Genomic DNA, 16,814 nt, shown 5'->3' with positions numbered 1-16,814 from the left:
AGGCAATCTCATCCTCACGCAGCGCTTCCCACGCGCGGCCAATCGGCATGCGGGTCAGCCGGTGTTTGATAAACAACACCAGCAACACCACCAGAACCAGCACGGCATAGATGAAGATAAATTTCATATTCGGGTTATAGGTCAGATGGAAAAACTCGTGGAACGGCACGCCGCCCTCTTTCGCCCGCCGGCCAAATTCCAGCCCGAAAAAGGTGGGCGGAGGCGCGGAAACACCGTTCGGACCGCCGGTAAACGACAACCAGTTGGTCAGCACCAGCCGGATGATTTCACCGAAACCTAACGTCACGATCGCCAGATAGTCGCCGTGCATACGCAGCACCGGGAAACCCAGCAACGCACCCGCCAGCGCGGCCATCACCGCCGCCAGCGGCAGCATCGACCAGAAGCCGAGGCCGAGATACTGATACCCCAGCGCCAGCCCGTAAGCCCCGATGGCGTAAAACGCCACATACCCCAGATCGAGCAAACCGGCCAGTCCGACCACGATATTCAGCCCGAGGCCGAGCAACACATAAATCAGTCCCAGAATGGCGACCGTCAGAATGTATTTGGTGGCGACGAACGGGAAGAAAATGGCCAGCACAATCAGCAGCGGAATAACCCAGCGCAGATGACTTTTATAATCCGGCGACCGGACATAGACGCCCGCGCTGTCGGACTCGAAACGCGCACGCATTTTCTGCCCGGCTGTGGTTTCTAAAAATGCACTGAGCAGGAAGCGGCCCGTCATCACCGCAGCAATGATCCAGACCAGCCTCTGGCTATGAAAGTTAAAACTGTAACCATCGAGCACCACGCCGACCACCGGCCCGAAAATAATCAGCGCCACCAGCCCGGCAAAAATGGCATCCAGCAGACAGCGTTTAAATGAAAATCCGCTGTTCACAGCAGTTTGTGACATCATTTTATTTCCCTCACACTTTCGTCACGACCGGACGGCCCAGCAGGCCCTGAGGGCGGAAAATGAGGATCACCACCAGCAATCCAAAGGAGAACACATCTTTGTAATCGGAATTCACCATGCCCGAGAACTGCGCTTCGGCAATCCCCAGGATCAGCCCGCCCAGCATCGCGCCGGGTAATGAACCAATGCCGCCGAGCACCGCCGCAGTAAAAGCTTTGATGCCGATGATGAAACCGGCGTAGAAATCAAACGTGCCGTAGTTCATGGTCACCAGAACCCCGGCCAGTCCGGCCATCGCTGCGCCAATCATGAAGACCAGCGAGATAATGCGGTCAGTGTTAATACCCAAAATGGAAGCCATTTTTCTGTCCTGCTGCACCGCACGACACATACGACCAAGTTTGGTATTACTGATAATCCACGATAAAACCAGCATGCCAGCCAGCGACGCCACCAGAATGAAAATTTTGGTGTAGGTCATCTGGACAAAACTTTCGCCGATATGAAAACGGAATGCGCCATCCAGCATGGTCGGAATGCCCTGCTGTCGCGGCCCCTGACTGATTTGCGCGTAATTTTGTAAGATAAGTGACATGCCGATAGCAGAAATCAGCGGTGCAAGACGGGTCGAATTACGCAGCGGCTTATAGGCAATGCGTTCAATCGCCCAGCCATACACGCCGGTGACCACGATGGTGAACACCAGCGTGCCCAGGATCAGTAGCGGAAAAGAGTGAAGCCCGAAGAAGGAAAGCAGCGCCAGCGCGATGGCACAGAGGTAAGCCGAAATCATATACACTTCGCCGTGCGCAAAGTTGATCATGCCGATAATGCCGTAAACCATGGTGTAGCCGATGGCAATGAGACCGTAGACAGCACCGAGCGTAATGCCATTAAACAGTTGTTGCAGGAAGAATGAATCCATAAATACGCAGTCTCTTTTTGTGACCGCGCCTGGCTAAGGGCGCATTCATTAAAGCTAATAAAGCGTTATCGTTGCAGCCAGTTTGGACCCGGCCAGCGCACAAGAGCCGGAGCGTACATTAAGTACGTGAGCCAGTTCTTTCATAAAGAGTGAGCACTGCCCGGGTTCAAAATGGCAAATAAGAGTGCTTTATTCCTTAACTTCCTGATATTTGCCTTTGTCGTCCCATTTATAAACCACGTAATCAGAGACTTTCAGGTCGCCTTTACTGTCCCAGGCTTTTTTGCCCATGACAGTATCGACGCTGTTGGCTTTAAGCCAGGCGCTGGCTTTGGCGGAATCGCTGCCGCCGGTGGCTTTGAAGGCGGCGGCGATCGCCTGCACGGAGGCGTAGGAATAGAGGGTGTAGCCTTCCGGCTCGAACTTGCTGGCGCGGAATTTATCGATAACGACTTTGCCTTCCGGGATCAGACGCGGGTCTTTGCCGAAGGTCATCAGAATCCCGTTGGTATATTGCGGGCCGCCTGCGGCGGTGACCATTTCTTCGTTGACGATACAGTCGCCGGAGAAGAACGTGGCCTGCACGCCCTGCTCACGCATCTGGCGTACCAGCGGACCGGCTTCAGGATGGCAACCGCCGAAGAACACCACGTCCGGTTTCTGCGCACTGATTTTGGTGACCAGCGCGTTGAAGTCTTTTTCGCCGCGCGATAACCCTTCATACATCACTTCTTTCACGCCACGCTTGTTAAGCGCCGCTTTGGTGGCATCCGCCAGCCCCTGCCCGTAAGTGTCCTTGTCGTGGATGATGACCACTTTTTTGGCTTTCAGCTTGTCGATGATGTAATCACTGGCAACCTGCCCCTGCTGGTCGTCACGTCCGCACATGCGGAACATATCACTCATGCCGCGTTCGGTGATTTGCGGGTTAGTGGATCCCGGCGTGATGGCGATAATGCCGGCATCGTTGTAAACCTCAGATGCGGGCATGGTAGAAGATGAACAAAAATGCCCGACCACCGCCTGCACTTTATCCTGATCAACAAGACGGTTAGCGACCGCAACGGCCTGTTTCGGTTCGCAGGCATCATCGCCCTGCACCAGTTTGATTTTCTCGCCGTTGATTCCGCCAGCGGCATTAATGTCTTCAGCGGCCTGGGTGGCACCATGCCAGTACTGATCGCCATAGGTGGCATTCGGGCCGGTGAACGGGCCAGCGACGCCAATCACGATATCCGCACGCGCGGTAAACGCAGTGACCAGACAGCCTGCCAGCAACAAAGAAAGAGGACTTTTAATAAATTTCATCGACATCATCATGATCCTTAGGACAGAGTTTATGCAAAACGGGTTATGGAAAACGCATGTAGCAAAAACACCAACACGAAGTCGTAATCAGAAAATCTGAAATTTAACGCTTAAGCCTTAAGACTGAGGGTTTCCCGCTTATCTCCGGGGGTGAAAACATCAAAGGTAAAAAAACATAAGCAAAATATCTGCCATTGTTACTCAACCTCTGAGAATGTGACGGGTTATGTGAGTATAGATAGCGACGGGAGAGCGTTACGGGCAACTGACAGAAACAACGACGGGATCACATCGCACCGCGCTGGTGCACAAGCACGGTTTTGCACGCACGCTTACGCCGGGTGACATTTTTATTCTTTGCTTCTTGCGGCGGGTTGTTTTGTAATATGGGCAGATGATTGCAACGGGAAACTACTGAACAATGAAGAAATTATCCTGCCTGACGGCTGTGGTTCTGGCTCTGTCGTTAACTGGCTGCGCCAGCGATTATGTGATTAACACCAAATCCGGCGACCAGTTTTTCGCCCACGGCGAACCGGATCGTGACCGCAATACCGGCATGACCAGCTACACCGACATGAATGGCGATTATCATCTGATGAACACCAATGATATTGCGGGCATTGTGAAGAAGTAGGGTTACGGATGGGAATTGCATTTATCTCAAAACCTGGCCGATGACACACATGGTCGGCTTAACAAAACAGTCATGCTATGTGGTGCACAAACGGCACGCAATATCACGACTGTTTTGAGAATCAGATTACTCAGTAATAAAACGTGAAACAGACGCAGCAAGATTTTGTGCCTGATCTCGCAGCGCATTGGCGGCAGCAGAAGACTCTTCCACCAGGGCCGCATTTTGTTGAGTCACGCTGTCCATTTCCACTATTGCCTGCCCTACCTGAGATATTCCCCTGTTCTGTTCATCCGATGCCTGAGTAATTTCATTCAGTATTTCGGTAACATTAGCGACTTTGGTCACAATGTCATGCATGGTAGTCCCCGCCTGTTCTACCAGATCTGACCCTGCATTAATTCGCTCTACCGATTCACCAATTAAACCTTCTATTTCTTTTGCAGCCTGAGCGCTTCTCTGCGCAAGGCTTCTCACTTCGCTTGCCACAACAGCAAATCCCCGCCCCTGTTCGCCAGCACGCGCCGCTTCAACAGCCGCATTGAGAGCCAGAATATTGGTCTGAAAAGCGATGCTATTAATTACCGTCGTAATCTCAGCAATTTTTGCTGAGCTTGCAGTAATTTCATTCATAGTTTTCACCACATGAGAGACGAGTTGCCCGCCTTTATTCGCCGTTTCTGAAGTACTGCCCGCCAGGCGGCTGGTATGATGAATATTGTCCACGTTCTGTTTAACCGTCGCAGTTAACTGCTCCATGCTGGCTGCCGTTTCTTCAAGCGCAGCAGCCTGTTCCTCAGTGCGTGCGGATAAATCATTATTACCTGCCGCAATTTCTGCGGAGGCATGGCTCACCTGCGTCACACCGGTACGAATATCCCCGATGATACGGCGGAGATCGGTGTTCATCTCATCTACAGCTTGCATCAGTTCTCCCAGCTCATCACGACGCGTGGTATTGAGATGGGCTCTTAAATCACCGCGCGCTATCTGTCTGGCGACGTCAAGCGTGTCAGCCAGAGGCTTCACAATTTGGCGGGAAATAATCAGTGCAATGCCAATACTTAATAAGACTGCTGCTACCAGGAGTGAAGTCATCCATATAACTGCATTTCTGATATCGTCATGCGCCGCGCTCAGCTCCGATTCAAATATATTGTCACTCAGGGTAGTCAGCTTGCCGCCTGCTTTCGCAAGCAACTGAGTCACTTCCTGCTCAGCAATATAGGATTGGAGGTAGTTTCCGGCACTCGCCTTTTTGGCCGAGACCGAGCGTTCAATTTCTTCAAGTATGCTGACATCAGCCGGATTTAACTGGGATTTGACGGCATCCATTTGCTGAATCGATTCATTCATAAAACCTGTTAAAGCCTGAAGGGATTCCTCAGTATTCTCAAACTGGAGGAGTTTTACACGTGTCGCCACCCCATCAATGTGTCTGACGATATCCCCTAACGCGATCGCGGTGACAGCACGTGCGGGATCTCGTGCATAGGACTGAGCCAGACTGTTAATCTCAGATTCTTCGCGTGTCAGCACAAAACTACTGACAACAAGATCACGTTGTTGGGTCTCGCGGACCGTTTGAGCACGCTTGTCACGATACGTCTTCATGACCTCTGACATTTCATTAAGCATCTTCAGGTGCTCTGTATCCCAACGAAGCAACCTGAGACTTTCAATTTTTTTATCAACCTGCTGTAAGTTCACCTCATTCATTGTGATGTATTTTTCATCGTGCGTTTTCACATATTCCAGTCTTTCAGCTTTCGCCATAGCAAACTGGTCAGTTATCACTTTAAGCTGGCTTATTTTCTCAGCTCGAATGGAAATATCATTCAGATTTTTAATACCACATAAAGCAACTGCAATGCTCAGCAATAAGATAAGTCCGAAACCTAATGCTAATTTTTTCCCGACTTTTAGATTTTCAAAATATGACATAAATATTTTCATAGCGCATGGCTCTCCATTATTTTTATAAATACAATTGTATGTGAAGCACATGGGGTATCGGCAGGCTATAAAAATTAGTTAATAAAAAACTCAGTTTATTAAGTTACAAAAGTCAGTAATTTAACCGCTATAAAACCTTATTCTTTGTATGAATACTTTTTTATTAATTACACCCTATTAATGGTGAGGTAATTCTCTATAAAAAAGCATTATTTTAATTTTCTGCCACTCTTAAATATTAAAGACGTTATCTGAACATACATCGCGCAGTATCAGCTTCCGACGCGAGGACATAAAAAAACCGGGCGGAAGCCCGGTTTTGGTTTGCAGCGAGAACAAAAATTACAGCCCGTTTTCGGCAATATCCATCGCGAAGTAAGTCAGGATAATATCTGCGCCAGCACGTTTAATCGCGCCCAGGCTTTCACGTACGACGGCACGCTCATCAATAGCACCGGCTTGTGCAGCAAATTTGATCATCGCGTATTCACCGCTGACCTGATACGCCGCCAGTGGCAGACGGGAGGCTTCGCGGATATCGCGGATCACGTCCAGATACGCACCGGCCGGTTTCACCATCAGCGCATCGGCGCCTTCCTGCTCGTCCAGCAACGATTCACGCACGGCTTCGCGGCGGTTCATCGGGTTCATCTGATATTGCTTGCGGTTGCCTTTCAGTACACTGCCGCCCGCTTCGCGGAAAGGCCCGTACAGGGAAGATGCAAACTTGGTGGAATACGCCATGATTGAGGTATCGATAAATCCGGCTTCATCCAGGGCACTGCGGATGGCCTGCACCTGACCGTCCTGCGCGGCGGATGGCGCGATGAAATCTGCACCGGCGGCAGCCGCCACGACAGCCTGTTTACCGAGGTTGACCAGGGTTGCGTCGTTATCCACGCCGTGGTCGTGCAACACACCGCAATGGCCGTGTGAGGTGTATTCGCAGAAACAGGTGTCGGACATGACAATCATTTCGGGCACGGTGTCTTTACAGATACGCGCCATTCGCGCGACCAGACCGTTTTCGTTCCAGGTATCGCTGCCGGTGGCATCCATGTGATGCGAAATACCGAACGTCATGACAGAGCGGATACCGGCGCGGGCGTAACGTTCGATTTCAAATGCCAGGCGGGATTCAGGGATGCGCAACACACCCGGCATGGCTTCGATGGGTACGTATTCAGAGGTCTCTTCTTCTACGAAAATCGGCAGTACCAGATCGTTGACGCTAAATTCAGTTTCCTGAAAAAGAGTGCGCAGGGATTCGGACTGTCTCAGGCGGCGAAGGCGTGAGCTCGGGAACTGATTCGACATGAAAACTCCTAAAAATTAATCTGTTGCGCTGATATTTTTTAGAAACAGGAGCACAGACAGTTCAGACGGCAGGAGGCGATGCAGCGCCGTCAGACGATGAAGCCCGCATTTTATAATAACTTTTAAACAAATGATGAACTTTCCGTGAGGAGATGTAACAGAGGCCGCAATTTTTGAAAGGCGATCCCGGAACAGGGATCGCCTGAAGGAAGGATTTAACCGAGCTTGATCTCGCGATCTGCTGAGGCAATCGTAGACGGACGGTGGGCGATAAATATCCGCGTAATATCCAGTTCGCTGATCGCCTGATTGATGCGCATTTCATTGTCCAGATCCAAATGGCTGGTGGCCTCGTCGAGGAACAGTATCGCCGGACGGCGGTACAGTGCGCGGGCAATCAGCAAACGCTGTTTCTGACCACCCGACAGGCTGCCGCCCAGTTCGCTGATCAGCGTTTCATAGCCCATCGGCATCCGTTCGATATCGTCGTGGATGTTACAACGGCGGGCGCAATCAATAATACGCGCTTCATCTTTCTGCTCATCAAAGCTGGCAATGTTCTCGGCGATAGATCCGGCGAACAACGTGTCATCCTGTAACACACAGGCGATGCAACTGCGGTAATTGTTCAGTCCGGCGGTGGTGATATCCATACCGTTAATCAGAATGCGACCTTCGGTGGGCGTCAGCAAACCGGTCATGATCTTCATCAGCGTGGTTTTACCCTGCCCCGACGGCCCGGTGATCGCCACACTTTCGCCCGCCGCCACCGACAGGTTTAGCCCGTTGATCAGCGGTGCGGAAAGGCTGTCGTACTGAAACACCAGATCCCGCACCTCCAGCGACGCTGCCTCGCCCGCCCGCAGCAACTCACGTTCCGGCAGTGATTTCTCGGTGCCGGTCAGCGCGATATCCGCGATACGGTCGCGGTGCAGGGAAAGCATCCGCAGTTGCAACACCATATTCAGCAGACTGGCAGCACGTTCGGAGAACTGCCCGCGATAGGTGTTGAAGGCCACAAACATCCCCAGCGTCATATGGCCGTCAATTACCTGCGTCGCCCCCAGCCACAGCAGCGCGACCTGATCGAGCGTGGCGATCAGCGTGTTGCCGCCGGTAAACATCATCTCAAACCTGGTTTTACGCACCGTCGCATTGGCGTTATCAATGTTCAGATTGAGCCAGAAATTGGCGCGGGCTTTCGATAAACCCAGTGCTTTCAGCGTGCTGATGCCGTAGAGCGTTTCCATAAAGTGCGAACCGGCACGCGCACCTTTAACGATTTGCTCCTCGGAAACCTGGCGGTAAGCGTTATACGTCGTCAGGCGGAAGATGACATAAATCGCCGTGAAGCCAAGAATCACCCAAATCAGCCAGCCGCCATACAGCACCATCATCACGATTAACCCGACCGACATAATGCCGTCGATAATACTGTTGACCACGTTGGTGGTCAGCGTGGTGCGCAGCGTATCGAGCGAAGTAAAACGCGACTGAATATCCCCGAGTTTACGTTTCTCAAAATAATCGAGCGGCAGTTTCATCAGATGATCGAACAGCCGCGCTTTCCATTGCACATCAATCAGCGTACTCATCACCAGCGATGTCCAGGCGCGTAACATGCTGACGCCGGTGCGGAAAATGATGAAGAACAGCAACCCGAGGCAAATCAGGGTCAGTAAATCCGGGTCTTTCGCCGGGATCACATGGTCCATTACCAGTTGCATCCCGACCGGCAGCAGTAAGTTGACCGATTCAATCATCAGCGAGAGGCAGAAGATTTTGGTCAGCGCCGGAATAAGGCCACTGACATTGCCCATCATTTTGCGCAGATCCAGCCGTACGCGCGGTTTCTCCGAGGTAAAACCGTTGTCCGGCCACAGCTCGAGTGCCACGCCAGTGAAATGCTCGGACACCTCGCGCATGCCAAGCGAACGGCGGCCAAAGGCCGGATCGTGAATAATCACTTTGCCCTGTTTAACGCCAACCAGCACCACGAAATGATTGAGATCCCAGTGCAAAATACACGGCGTTTTCAGCGCGTTCAGCTCATCGATATCCAGCTTTAACGCGCGGGATTTCATCTCATTCGCTGCCGCGATATCCATCAGCGTGCGCAGCGTCGCGCCCCGTGAAGATATCCCATAGCGCTGACGCAGGCTTTGCAAGTCGACGTGTTTGCCGTGATAGCCAAAGACCATTGCCAGACTGGCCAGTCCGCACTCGGCGGCCTCGGTTTGAATAATCTGCGGCACCCGGTGGCGCCAGCTAAAGTGCAGGCGGTCAGCCAGCTCCCGTACGTTATCGAGATTCATTGATTGGCCCCACCACGCTTTTCTTCATGCTGTAATACGGAGACAACATCCACTGATACAGCGGCCTTTTCTCCAGGAATAACGTCGACTCGGCTTTCATGCCGCTGGATAAATTCAGCGTTTCGCCGTGCCAGTTCATGGCTTTTTTATCCAGTGAAACAATCACTTTGTAATACGGCCCGCTGATCGTGCCATTGGCCGTTCTCGGCGCGCTGGCGTAAGAATTCAGCTCCTGTTCGGAAACCGGCGCAGAGGAAATCGATTCCACCTTGCCGGGGAACTGGCCATATTTTTCAAACGGATAGGCTTCGTACCGAATATTGATGTGCTCGCCGGCTTTCACGTAAGGCACGCTTTCATTCGGCAGCCAGGCAACGAGAAAGAACGGGGAATTACTGGCTGGCACCAGTTGCGCGAGGCTGTCACCGGCGTTGACCATCTGTCCGGGCGTGACGCTCAGCGAAGAGATTTTGCCGGAGGTCGGCGCGGTGATCAGCAATGAGCCTTTGGCATCGGCCTGCGCCAGCTGGCGTTCGAGGTCATTGCGCTGGTAGCCGTACTGTGAAATCTGGTTATCAAACTCGGCGGCGCGTGTCACCAGTTCGCTGCGCAGATTGGTGATTTGTAATGCTTCCTGAATCGCCTGGGTGTTCAGGCTCTGGAACGATGTCTGCTGCTGGTAAAACAGGTAGCGCTGATTATTCAACTGGTCAGTATTGATCAGGCCCTTCTTCTGATATGCCCCGTAGTTCTGCATGCTCTTTTTCATGGCATCCAGCCCTTCCTGCGCCGAATCCACCATGCTTTGTGAGACTTCATGCGCCTTCTGATACTGATCGAGTTGCTGTTGCAGGTTTTGCAGGGTTTCCTGCTTATTGTGTTCCAGCTGGGCAATAATGGAATCGATTTGCTCGCGCTGCTTTTTAATAGCGGCGAGCGTGGTGGTACTGACATTCCCCGCCTGCGTCACGCGGCTGACGTCGATTTCATATAAAGGCTGGCCTTTTTTTACGGGTTTACCGGTATCGACATACAATTTGGTGACCACGCCCTGCTCAGGGCTGAATAAATTAATGCTGTGCGGCTGAGTAATGATTTCACCGCTGACGTTGATGCGACGTGTGTAGTTAGCGAAGATCAGGAATATCAGTAAAGCAAACAGGAAGAGGGCCGTGAGTGTCGTGACAATCCATAAAGGCCAGCCGGAGAGCAATAAAGCCTTACCCGCCCAGTGACTTTGCTGATGTTCATTGACCTCTTTACGAAAGAGCATATTTAAGCGTTCCAGAAAAACCGGCTGTAAAAACAGAATCTTTGAAAGATAGCAGCACATAATCACGCTGCCACCGCGATTACTCTGAAACACCGGATGAAGTTATTACCACGCAGGGATAATTGCGCAGTAATATTAATTTCAATGTCTTATAAAAAATAACCACCTGGCCTCTGGTTCGATTATTTTTTGCACATTGCATTAATTATTCAGATTTAAAAATATCTTAATAACGATTTCAAACAATGAGTTACATATCTAAATCCACATAGGAGATTATTCCTAGTCAAATTCCGTCCGCAGTACTCTAGGCTTAATCCCTGTGAAGACATTGCGTAGAAATTATCTCCATAGACTTACTCAATGTTTTCATCGCCCCCGTTATTTAAGGGGACTTGCTTTAACAGATTAAAAGGAAGGCCTAAGATGAAACAATTAACAGAACATGATATTGAAATGGTTAATGGTGCGGGTTGGTCGGAAGATGTTAATAAGGTTGCCGATCGCCTATCAAACTTTGGTCAGGACGCGGTGAGTGACACCAGTAATGCGGTGAACAAGGCGTATTCACAAATTTCCGATGGTCTTGCTAAAGCACAGAACTATCTGACAACCTAGTTTATAAACAGCTTTTGTTGTACCGAAAGTTAATTTATAAGCAACTTAGTCAGAGTAATACAAGCCCCCGTTAATTTGGGGGCTTTTTTATTGGCAGTTTAAAACTGAAGAAATATCAGACGCCTGATTTAGTTTTATCGCTTTTCACCATGCTGTTTTTCAGCTTGCCGACAAGCTCACGGCGAAAATCACCGAGTTTAGGTTTATCGCCTTCCAGCCACGGCAGCGGACGGCAGAGTTCCATGGTTTTGATGCCCAGACGTGCAGTCAGCAAACCGGCACCGATGCCTTGTGCCGCACGGGCTGAAAGACGGGCAGCAAGGTCCTGTGACATCCAGTCCATGCCCACTTCACGCACCAGTTCGGATGCACCGGCGAATGCCATGTTCAGCAGCACCAGACGGAACAAACGAATACGGCTGTAATAGCCAAGTTCGATGCCGTACAGCACTGCGATACGGTTAACCAGCCGCAGGTTGCGCCAGGCGATGAAGGCCATATCCACCAGCGCCAGCGGGCTGACAGCGATCATCAGCGCGGATTCGGCTGCTGAATGACTGATTTCACGCCGGGCCTGCGCATCGAGAACCGGCTGAACCAGACGGGCATACAGTTCAACCACTTCCCGGTCATTCTGGGTTTCATGCAGTGAAGCCTGCCAGCGTTGCAGCGCCGGATGGCTGTTATCCAGCCCGGCCTGCGCCGCCAGTTTTTCGCAGAATACACGTCCCTGCCCTAATCCATGACTGTGCATTAATTCGCGTGCCGTATCGCGCTCGTCGGCGCGCTGACGCAGGCGGTACAAGCGTCGCCATTCGGTCGCGACGGAACCGACACCGGCGACAATAATCAGCCCGCCTGCGGTGCAGGCACCAAGCGCCACCCAGTCCTGCTGGATCCACGCTTCGTGTACCCATTGCACGCCCTGTGCTACCACGCTGATGCCCAGCACCGCCACGCCGAGGCGCACAATTTTGCCCCACAAACTGCGACGCGGTTTCAGCGCACGGTTGAGCACTGCTTCGGCCTCGCCCTCTTCCTGCTGTTCGTCTGCTTCGGTGGATACCGCAATAAAGCGCTCTGAAATTTGTTCGTCAAACGCCAGCGCCGGTTTGATCACCGGTTCAGCCGGGGCTTTTAATTCCGTTTCAAAATCGATACGCGGTTTAATCGGTTCGCTCATCGCATTTTATCTCCCAGTAAAAACTCCATCACCGCATCCAGACGGATGTGCGGCAACGGCGTGTCCACGCTCATTTCACGCGGACGAAACTCATCAAAATGGAATCCCTGTTTTTGCCAGAACGCATGTCCCGGCAGACGCGCCGGCACTTCGCCGGGGAACACGGTCAGCGGCGCGCCATCCTGTAACCGGTGACCTTTCAGCGCGGGCAGACTTTGCCCCTGATATTCCACCATGCCGGTTTCCGTCGCCTGCACCGAAGCCAGCCCGGCGCAATCCATACTGATGCCTTCGAACGCCGCATTCTGCCAGGCTTCCTGCACCAGTTGCTGTAACAGCGACACCAGATTAGCGTGCTGATCGCCGGTAATATGGTCGGCTTTAGTGGCGGCGAACATCAGTTTGTCGATGCACGGATTAAACAGACGGCGGAACAGTGTGCGCTTGCCATAGTGAAAGCTTTGCATCAGCTGCGTCAGCGCCAGGCGCATATCGTTGAACGCCTGCGGTCCGCTGTTGAGCGGCTGCAGACAATCGACCAGCACAATCTGGCGGTCAAATTTCACAAAGTGATCTTTGTAAAAACCTTTCACGATGTGCTGGCAGTAATAGTCGAAACGCGCACGCAGCATACCCAGATTGCTGTTTTTATCCGCCTGCGCCAGTTGCGCATCGGAATAGCGGTTCAGCTCCGGCCACGGGAAAAATTGCAGCGCAGGCGCACCGGCCATATCTCCCGGCAGAACAAAACGCCCCGGCTGGATAAAGTGCAAACCTTCGGTTTTGCAGCGCACCAGATAATCGGTGTAGGCCTGCGCAATCGCGCCCAGCAGATTTTCATCCGCCGGGGCCAGCGGATCACATTGTTCACACAGCGTCAGCCACGGCTTCGCCCATTCTGCACGATCGCCCTGCAACAGCCCCGCCATCTGGCGCGACCAGTCGAGATAGTTTTGCTCCAGCATTGGCAAATCCAGCAGCCATTCGCCGGGATAATCGACGATCTCCAGATATAACGTGGAGGTGTCTTTGAAGTGACGCAGCAGGGAATCGTTGGATCGGTAACGCAGTGCCAGACGGATTTCGCTGACGCCACGGGTCGGCGTCGGCCATGCGGGCGGCGTGCCGTAGAGTGCCGCCAGACCTTCGTCATAGGCAAAGCGCGACACACCCAGATCACGCTGGGGGACGCGTTTCACGCCAAGCAGACGCTCCTCGCGGGCAGCCGAAAACAGCGGTAAACGTGCGCCGCTGTGCATATGTAAAAGCTGGTTAACGAAGGCGGTGATGAAAGCGGTTTTTCCGCTGCGGCTTAAACCGGTGACAGCCAGCCGCAGATGTCTGTCCATGCCGCGATTGATCAGTGAATTAAACTCATTTTGTAGTCTTTTCATTGCTCTCCCTGGCGTAGCGCCCAAACAGCGCGGTCAAAATACGTTTGAATAATGGTTCTAATAATAGTGCTAAAACATACCTCATTGGCCCTTTTCCCACCACGCCCAACACACGCGCTGCCAGCCCGGCAGGGCCAAAGGTCAGCGCCAGCGTAATGATCACGCTGAAAATTTTCGAAAACAGGCTGCGCTTACCCGGCAGCGAGGAATTCAGGTAACGGGTCATAAAGATTCCTTAAGCGGGAGATGAGAAGGAAAACAGCAGCCGGAGCAACGTCCGGCGGCCAGAGGCAAAGCGGTGAATAAAGAATTAAAGCTGGCGGAACCGGCTGCGTACGCCGAAGGTTTCAGAGGTGACATAGCGTTCGACCTGGCGTAAACGCTGCTCGCTGGCTTTCAGTTCGCGGTCGGCTTCTTCCAGCAAGTTACGCGGCGATGGCGCAGTTTCATCGTCATATTCACTGGCCGGAACAGGGTCAAGCACGTAGCTGAGAATGATGTACGCCACGACAGTGAACATGAACAAACCAAAGAAAATCGACAGCACGGCCATAATCCGCAGCAATTTTACCGGCACGCCCAGATAGTGCGACAGCCCGGCCAGAACGCCTTTTATTACGCCCTCTTCCGGCACGCGGTAGAGTTTTTTCTCAGACAGACGGGTCGCCATTATGATTGCCTCCAGCCCGGGTGTTCGGCATCAAGAATTTCTTCCAGTGCCTGAATACGTTCGCGCATACGTTGCGCTTCATGAGTCAGACTGGTGAGATTTTGTATCTCATGCTGACTGAGCTGACTGCCATTTTGCTGGCGATTGCTGTAGTGAAGCCACAACCAGACGGGCGCCACGAATAAAACGAAAATAGTCAGCGGAATAGCTAAAAACAGGAAGCTCATTGTCTCTCCTTATGAGTCTTATTTATTACCGGTTACGGCGTTAATCCTGCAACAACCTGCCTGCGAACAGGCAGGTTTAATGGCAAACATTATGCGTCCTGATTGCCGTTCATTTTAGCTTTCAGCGCAGCAATTTGTGCGCTGATTTCATCGTCGGCTTTCAGTTCGGCAAATTGCTGATCCAGCGATTTCTTTTTACCAATGCTGACGCTTTCTGCTTCCGCTTCCATATGATCGATGCGGCGTTCGAACTGCTCGAAACGCGCCATCGCTTCATCAATTTTACCGCTGTCGAGCTGACGGCGGACGTCACGCGAGGACGCTGCGGCCTGATGACGTAAGGTCAGCGCCTGCTGACGCGCACGGGTTTCGGTCAGTTTGCTTTCCAGCTCACCAATTTCTGACTTCATGCGATCCAGCGTTTCTTCTACCACGTTCACTTCGTTTTTCAGCGTGGTCACCAGCTCGGACAGCTTTTGCTTTTCGATCAGCGCCGCACGGGCCAGATCGTCTTTATCTTTACGCAACGCCAGTTCGGCTTTGTCCTGCCATTCACTCTGCTGGGATTCACCCTGATCGATACGACGGATCAGTTGTTTCTTTTCTGCCAGCGCACGGGCGGAGGTAGAACGCAGTTCCACCAGCGTGTCTTCCATTTCCTGAATCATCAGACGAACCAGTTTTTGCGGATCTTCTGCTTTATCCAGCAAGGTGTTGATGTTGGCGTTAATGATGTCAGCGAAGCGAGAAAAAATACCCATAATCGAAATTCCTCTTTGTTTCTGTTGGTTTCCGGCCAAATGATTACCGGTTAAATCCGCAGGAAAATTTTTCACTGCGGCGATAAACCTATATCAGGATCCGTGCCAACTTTTTAAAATCATTATCTGCATGAATAAATTGAATTTTTTACTTTTGTCTCTGCTATGCTTATTTTTCGAGATGATTATTTTCACTAAGTGTTAGTGTGTTTCACCACACAAGGAAAGCCAAATGACGGATAACACAGACAATTTACTCGGTGAAGCCAACGCCTTCATCGAAGTGCTGGAACAGGTCTCACAACTGGCGAAGCTGAATAAGCCGGTTCTGGTCACCGGCGAACGCGGCAGCGGAAAGGAACTGATTGCGCATCGTCTGCATTATCTGTCGCCCCGCTGGCAGGGGCCGTTCATTTCGCTCAACTGTGCGGCGCTCAATGAAAACCTGCTGGATTCCGAGTTGTTCGGCCATGAAGCTGGCGCGTTTACCGGCGCACAGAAACGTCATCTCGGACGCTTTGAACGTGCGGATGGCGGCACGTTATTTCTCGATGAGCTGGCGACAGCGCCCATGCTGGTGCAGGAAAAACTGCTGCGCGTGATTGAGTACGGTCATCTGGAGCGCGTCGGCGGCAGCCAGCCGTTACAGGTGGATGTCCGGCTGGTGTGTGCGACCAACGATGATTTACCGGTGCTGGCCGCTGAAGGAAAATTTCGCGCCGACCTGCTGGACCGGCTGGCGTTTGATGTGGTGCAACTGCCGCCGCTGCGTGAACGCCAGCAGGACATCATGTTGCTGGCGGAACATTTCGCCATTCAGATGTGCCGCGAACTGTCTCTCCCGTTATTCCCCGGCTTTACCGACTATGCGCGTGAGACGCTGATGGCCTACCGCTGGCCGGGCAATATCCGCGAGCTGAAAAACGTCGTCGAACGCTCGATGTACCGCCATGGTACCAGCGATTTTCCGCTCGATAATATTATCCTGAACCCGTTTGCACAGCGCACTGCCACCGTGGAAACGGCTGACGTCAGTCCACACGACACGCTGCCGACGTTACCGCTGGATCTTAAGCAATGGGTGACCGGACAGGAAAAAAATCTGATTGAGCAGGCTTTACGGCAGGCACGCTTTAATCAGCGTAAAGCCGCAGAGTTGCTGAACGTGACTTATCATCAGTTGCGCGGAATGTTGAAGAAACACGCAATTCAGGTCAATTCGCAGGAAGGGGCTGAATAACAGGCAAAAAAAAGCCAGCACCCGAGCTGGCTAAGTAATACTGGAAGCAATGTGAGCAATGTCGT

At 52.1% G+C, this 16,814-nt stretch carries 16 protein-coding genes; 3 read left to right on the top strand and 13 right to left on the bottom strand.

Annotated elements, in window-relative coordinates; translation table 11 throughout:
- The 3 genes from UC14_RS01960 to UC14_RS01945 form a co-directional block, all read right to left on the bottom strand.
- A partial coding sequence (locus tag UC14_RS01960; RefSeq protein ID WP_198670045.1) for a DUF3382 domain-containing protein occupies positions 1–922 on the bottom strand: 922 nt, incomplete at its 3' end.
- Between the two features lie 13 nt (positions 923–935).
- Positions 936–1,850, bottom strand: a complete 915-nt coding sequence (locus tag UC14_RS01955) for a branched-chain amino acid ABC transporter permease (protein WP_013576034.1) — start codon at positions 1,848–1,850, stop codon at positions 936–938.
- A gap of 189 nt (positions 1,851–2,039) precedes the next feature.
- Positions 2,040–3,164: a branched-chain amino acid ABC transporter substrate-binding protein gene (locus UC14_RS01945; protein ID WP_112152190.1), complete on the bottom strand. Its 1,125-nt coding sequence runs from the start codon at positions 3,162–3,164 to the stop codon at positions 2,040–2,042.
- Positions 3,165–3,579: 415 nt separating this feature from the next.
- On the opposite strand from UC14_RS01945, the gene UC14_RS01940 reads away from it, so the two are divergent.
- On the top strand, positions 3,580–3,795 hold the full coding sequence (locus tag UC14_RS01940; protein ID WP_013576036.1) for a YgdI/YgdR family lipoprotein: 216 nt from the start codon (positions 3,580–3,582) through the stop codon (positions 3,793–3,795).
- 126 nt (positions 3,796–3,921) lie between these two features.
- Here UC14_RS01940 and UC14_RS01935 read toward each other — a convergent pair whose 3' ends face one another.
- The 4 genes from UC14_RS01935 to UC14_RS01920 all read right to left on the bottom strand — a co-directional run bounded on the left by UC14_RS01935 (position 3,922) and on the right by UC14_RS01920 (position 10,656).
- On the bottom strand, positions 3,922–5,751 hold the full coding sequence (locus UC14_RS01935) for a methyl-accepting chemotaxis protein (protein WP_112197133.1): 1,830 nt from the start codon (positions 5,749–5,751) through the stop codon (positions 3,922–3,924).
- 342 nt (positions 5,752–6,093) lie between these two features.
- Complete coding sequence (gene hemB / locus UC14_RS01930; RefSeq protein WP_013576038.1) at positions 6,094–7,068, bottom strand: porphobilinogen synthase; 975 nt, start codon at positions 7,066–7,068, stop codon at positions 6,094–6,096.
- Between the two features lie 215 nt (positions 7,069–7,283).
- Complete coding sequence (locus tag UC14_RS01925; RefSeq protein WP_013576039.1) at positions 7,284–9,383, bottom strand: peptidase domain-containing ABC transporter; 2,100 nt, start codon at positions 9,381–9,383, stop codon at positions 7,284–7,286.
- Positions 9,370–10,656, bottom strand: coding sequence for an HlyD family secretion protein (locus UC14_RS01920; protein WP_232829627.1), 1,287 nt, complete (start codon positions 10,654–10,656; stop codon positions 9,370–9,372). The genes UC14_RS01925 and UC14_RS01920 overlap by 14 nt, the downstream gene beginning before the upstream one ends.
- 426 nt (positions 10,657–11,082) lie before the next feature.
- On the opposite strand from UC14_RS01920, the gene UC14_RS01915 reads away from it, so the two are divergent.
- A complete protein-coding gene (locus UC14_RS01915) occupies positions 11,083–11,274 on the top strand; it encodes a hypothetical protein (protein WP_013576041.1) in 192 nt (63 codons plus the stop codon).
- Between the two features lie 115 nt (positions 11,275–11,389).
- On the opposite strand, the gene UC14_RS01910 is transcribed toward UC14_RS01915, so the two are convergent.
- From UC14_RS01910 to pspA, 6 genes are all read right to left on the bottom strand, one after another.
- A complete protein-coding gene (locus UC14_RS01910) occupies positions 11,390–12,457 on the bottom strand; it encodes a YcjF family protein (RefSeq protein WP_112152188.1) in 1,068 nt (355 codons plus the stop codon).
- A complete protein-coding gene (locus tag UC14_RS01905) occupies positions 12,454–13,851 on the bottom strand; it encodes a YcjX family protein (RefSeq protein WP_013576047.1) in 1,398 nt (465 codons plus the stop codon). Before UC14_RS01905 ends, UC14_RS01910 begins: the two co-directional genes overlap by 4 nt.
- Positions 13,832–14,077 carry a phage shock protein PspD gene (locus UC14_RS01900; protein ID WP_037035548.1) on the bottom strand — a complete coding sequence of 82 codons (246 nt, stop codon included), beginning with the start codon at positions 14,075–14,077 and terminating at the stop codon, positions 13,832–13,834. Before UC14_RS01900 ends, UC14_RS01905 begins: the two co-directional genes overlap by 20 nt.
- A gap of 84 nt (positions 14,078–14,161) precedes the next feature.
- Positions 14,162–14,521 (bottom strand): envelope stress response membrane protein PspC, encoded by a 360-nt coding sequence (gene pspC, locus UC14_RS01895; RefSeq protein WP_013576049.1) that lies wholly within the window; start codon positions 14,519–14,521, stop codon positions 14,162–14,164.
- Positions 14,521–14,748 (bottom strand): envelope stress response membrane protein PspB, encoded by a 228-nt coding sequence (gene pspB, locus UC14_RS01890; RefSeq protein ID WP_112152186.1) that lies wholly within the window; start codon positions 14,746–14,748, stop codon positions 14,521–14,523. Before pspB ends, pspC begins: the two co-directional genes overlap by 1 nt.
- A gap of 89 nt (positions 14,749–14,837) precedes the next feature.
- Complete coding sequence (pspA, locus tag UC14_RS01885) at positions 14,838–15,509, bottom strand: phage shock protein PspA (protein WP_013576051.1); 672 nt, start codon at positions 15,507–15,509, stop codon at positions 14,838–14,840.
- A 232-nt stretch (positions 15,510–15,741) separates the two neighbouring features.
- Between pspA and pspF the strand changes: the two genes are divergently transcribed.
- Positions 15,742–16,749, top strand: coding sequence for a phage shock protein operon transcriptional activator (gene pspF / locus UC14_RS01880; RefSeq protein WP_112197131.1), 1,008 nt, complete (start codon positions 15,742–15,744; stop codon positions 16,747–16,749).
- The last annotated feature ends 65 nt before the right edge of the window (positions 16,750–16,814 follow it).

This window comes from Rahnella sp. NRRL B-41462 (assembly GCF_003263525.1).
GTDB classification, from domain to species: Bacteria; Pseudomonadota; Gammaproteobacteria; order Enterobacterales; family Enterobacteriaceae; genus Rahnella; species Rahnella aceris.
This window is presented reverse-complemented; position numbering and strand designations above follow the sequence as displayed.

What these genes read in the sequence shown, in the direction of transcription:
- UC14_RS01955 (WP_013576034.1), bottom strand. Translation starts at nt 1,850, where the DNA reads ATGGATTCATTCTTCCTGCAACAACTGTTTAATGGCATTACGCTCGGT.
- UC14_RS01945 (WP_112152190.1), bottom strand. Translation starts at nt 3,164, where the DNA reads ATGTCGATGAAATTTATTAAAAGTCCTCTTTCTTTGTTGCTGGCAGGC.
- UC14_RS01940 (WP_013576036.1), top strand. Translation starts at nt 3,580, where the DNA reads ATGAAGAAATTATCCTGCCTGACGGCTGTGGTTCTGGCTCTGTCGTTA.
- UC14_RS01935 (WP_112197133.1), bottom strand. Translation starts at nt 5,751, where the DNA reads ATGAAAATATTTATGTCATATTTTGAAAATCTAAAAGTCGGGAAAAAA.
- hemB (WP_013576038.1), bottom strand. Translation starts at nt 7,068, where the DNA reads ATGTCGAATCAGTTCCCGAGCTCACGCCTTCGCCGCCTGAGACAGTCC.
- UC14_RS01925 (WP_013576039.1), bottom strand. Translation starts at nt 9,383, where the DNA reads ATGAATCTCGATAACGTACGGGAGCTGGCTGACCGCCTGCACTTTAGC.
- UC14_RS01920 (WP_232829627.1), bottom strand. Translation starts at nt 10,656, where the DNA reads ATGCTCTTTCGTAAAGAGGTCAATGAACATCAGCAAAGTCACTGGGCG.
- UC14_RS01915 (WP_013576041.1), top strand. Translation starts at nt 11,083, where the DNA reads ATGAAACAATTAACAGAACATGATATTGAAATGGTTAATGGTGCGGGT.
- UC14_RS01910 (WP_112152188.1), bottom strand. Translation starts at nt 12,457, where the DNA reads ATGAGCGAACCGATTAAACCGCGTATCGATTTTGAAACGGAATTAAAA.
- UC14_RS01905 (WP_013576047.1), bottom strand. Translation starts at nt 13,851, where the DNA reads ATGAAAAGACTACAAAATGAGTTTAATTCACTGATCAATCGCGGCATG.
- UC14_RS01900 (WP_037035548.1), bottom strand. Translation starts at nt 14,077, where the DNA reads ATGACCCGTTACCTGAATTCCTCGCTGCCGGGTAAGCGCAGCCTGTTT.
- pspC (WP_013576049.1), bottom strand. Translation starts at nt 14,521, where the DNA reads ATGGCGACCCGTCTGTCTGAGAAAAAACTCTACCGCGTGCCGGAAGAG.
- pspB (WP_112152186.1), bottom strand. Translation starts at nt 14,748, where the DNA reads ATGAGCTTCCTGTTTTTAGCTATTCCGCTGACTATTTTCGTTTTATTC.
- pspA (WP_013576051.1), bottom strand. Translation starts at nt 15,509, where the DNA reads ATGGGTATTTTTTCTCGCTTCGCTGACATCATTAACGCCAACATCAAC.
- pspF (WP_112197131.1), top strand. Translation starts at nt 15,742, where the DNA reads ATGACGGATAACACAGACAATTTACTCGGTGAAGCCAACGCCTTCATC.